This is a genomic window from Noviherbaspirillum denitrificans, assembly GCF_002211445.1.
Classification (GTDB): domain Bacteria; phylum Pseudomonadota; class Gammaproteobacteria; order Burkholderiales; family Burkholderiaceae_D; genus Noviherbaspirillum; species Noviherbaspirillum denitrificans.
Window position 1 is genome coordinate 1,377,776 of record NZ_LSTO01000001.1, and the last position, 2,486, is coordinate 1,380,261.

The 2,486-nt window shown below is 62.9% G+C and carries 3 protein-coding genes and 1 pseudogene; all 4 read left to right on the forward strand.

Annotated elements, in window-relative coordinates:
* Positions 1-272 (forward strand): annotated as a pseudogene (locus AYR66_RS06855) (glutaredoxin family protein); the annotation flags it as partial.
* Positions 273-286: 14 nt separating this feature from the next.
* Positions 287-712 (forward strand): DNA polymerase III subunit chi, encoded by a 426-nt coding sequence (locus AYR66_RS06860; RefSeq protein ID WP_088709651.1) that lies wholly within the window; start codon positions 287-289, stop codon positions 710-712.
* The gene (locus tag AYR66_RS06865; RefSeq protein WP_088706898.1) at positions 709-1,101 is read left to right on the forward strand and encodes a hypothetical protein; all 393 of its coding nucleotides are present in this window, start codon (positions 709-711) and stop codon (positions 1,099-1,101) included. Before AYR66_RS06860 ends, AYR66_RS06865 begins: the two co-directional genes overlap by 4 nt.
* A 15-nt stretch (positions 1,102-1,116) precedes the next feature.
* Positions 1,117-2,433 (forward strand): D-amino acid dehydrogenase, encoded by a 1,317-nt coding sequence (locus AYR66_RS06870; protein WP_088706899.1) that lies wholly within the window; start codon positions 1,117-1,119, stop codon positions 2,431-2,433.
* The last annotated feature ends 53 nt before the right edge of the window (positions 2,434-2,486 follow it).

Below are 2,486 nucleotides of genomic sequence, written 5' to 3' on the forward strand. Positions count from 1 at the left end.
CTGGCGGTGAAGGACAATTGCCGCTGCTCGTCGTCGGCAATTTCCGGGAACGCGCATTCGAAGCAGGCGCGTGGAACAACGTGCTGACGACAGCCGGATACCCGGAAACCAGCAAGCTGCCGAAGAGCTACCGCAATCCACCCGCGACCGCCGCCGCACCGCCGACTGTCTCGGAAAAACGCCCACCGGCAAACACCCCGGCTGCCGCACGCCCCGCTACAAGCGACTTGCCCCCGGCGACCGGCAACGCGCCCCCCGGATTCCGGTTCTGATGGCTGGACCGGATATGACCCGCATCGACTTCCACAGCAACGTCCCCGACAAGATTGCCTATACCTGCCGCCTGACGCGCAAGGCGCGCGTAGCCGGCAGCCGACTCGTCCTCCTTGTGAACGACCGGCAGGAACTGATGACGCTCGACCAGGCGTTGTGGACCTTTTCCGAGCAGGAATTCCTGCCGCATGTAACGGCGGGCGATCCGCTCGCCGCACAGACGCCGGTCATCCTGACCGACCGCGATGACGCGGAACTGCCGCACTACCATGTACTGGTGAACCTGACGGCGTCTACACCTGCGCACTTCGCGCGCTTCGAACGCATGATTGAAATCATTTCTTCCGACGAAACGGAAAAGGCTGCGGGTCGCGAACGCTTCCGTTTCTACAAGCAGCGCGGCTACCCATTGACCCACTTCGAAGCAGACAAGGCATGAGCACGACCACACCGGATGCCGGCATCCCCCTCCTGACGGAAATCATTCCCGGTCCGGCGCCGGTAGAAACCAGGCCGGCTGTCCCCGCTGCCACGGAGGTCGTGAAAGACGAGGTCACCCAACTCGAAGAGCGCGCCACCTCGATCCTCGAGGAAGAGGAATGGGACCGCCTCGAACGCGAGATCCGGGAACGCGTGCTCTACCAGATCATCGAACGGGTCGATTTCGTCCTCGAACAGCGCGTGCGCGACAGCCTCGCCGACGTGCTGCAGACCGCCGTCGAAGGCCTGGCCGAGGAAATCAGGGGCGGACTGCATGTGTCGATGCGCGACGTCGTCACCCGTGCAGTAACCCACGAGATCACGAAGCTGAAGTCCGCAAAAAAATAACAAGCGACAAGATCCATGAAAGTCATCGTACTCGGCGCCGGCATCGTGGGAACCGCCTCTGCATGGTTCCTGAACAAGGCAGGCCATGAGGTCACGGTCGTCGAGCGCCAACCCGGCGTCGCCCTCGAAACCAGCTTTGCCAATGGCTGCCAGATCTCGGTATCGCATGCCGAACCATGGGCGAACCCCTCCGCGCCGATCAAGATCCTGAAATGGATGGGCCGCGAAGATGCCCCGCTGCTGTATCGCTTCCGGCCTGAATGGCTGCAATGGAAATGGGGAATGCATTTCCTGCGTGAATGCCTGCCGTCGCGGACCCCGGGGAATATGCGCCAGATCGTGGCAATGGCCGAATACAGCCGCCAGACCCTCCAGTCGGTCCGCGCGGAAACGGGCATCGCTTATGACCAGCTCACGCGCGGCATCCTGCACTTCTATACGGACCGGCATGAGTTCGACCATGCCGTCGCCGCTGCATCGCTGATGCGCGATCTAGGCTGCCCGCGCCAGTCCATTGATGCCGATGAAGTGGTCCGAATCGAGCCGGCGCTTGCCGGTATCCGCAGCAAGATCGTGGGCGGCGACTACACCGCCACGGACGAGTCCGGGGACGTGTACAAGTTCACGAGCGGCCTCGCCGGTGACGCTGCCGCGAACGGGGTGGAATTCTGCTTCAATTCCACCATCACGCGCCTCATCACCGAAGGCAGCGGCGTGTCGGCAAAAGTGACAGGTGTGGAGATCATCGATGGCAACGGCGTGCACAAGGTGCTGCGCGCGGATGCCTTCGTGGTCGCCCTGGGCAGCTTCTCCGTGCCCCTGCTCAAGCCGCTTGGCATCGACCTGATGATTTATCCGGGCAAGGGTTACTCTGCCACCTACCGCATTACCAATCCGGACGCCGCACCGACGGTCTCCCTGACCGACGACGGCCACAAGCTGGTGCTGTCGCGCCTTGGCGACCGGCTGCGTGTGGCGGGAACTTGCGAATTCAACGGATACACGCGCGAGCTCAACCCGGTTCGCTGCGATGCGATCACACGGCGTACGCGCGAACTGTTTCCGACCGCCTGCGATTACGAGAGCCCGGTCTACTGGACCGGCCTCCGCCCACTGACACCGTCCAACGTGCCCTATATCGGCAAGACGCGCTACGGCAACCTGTTCCTCAATACAGGGCACGGCACACTCGGCTGGACGATGGGCTGCGGCTCGGGCCGCGTCATCGCCGACATCGTTTCCGGCCACCGTCCGGACTTGGACTTCGCCTTCACAGGGATGCCTCAGGACAAGCGTCCCGCCGTCAAGACGAACCAGCCCGCCCGCGCCTGATCCCTCTCCGCCTGAAAAAAACCGCCGCATCTTTCGACCGGCGGTTTTTTTTT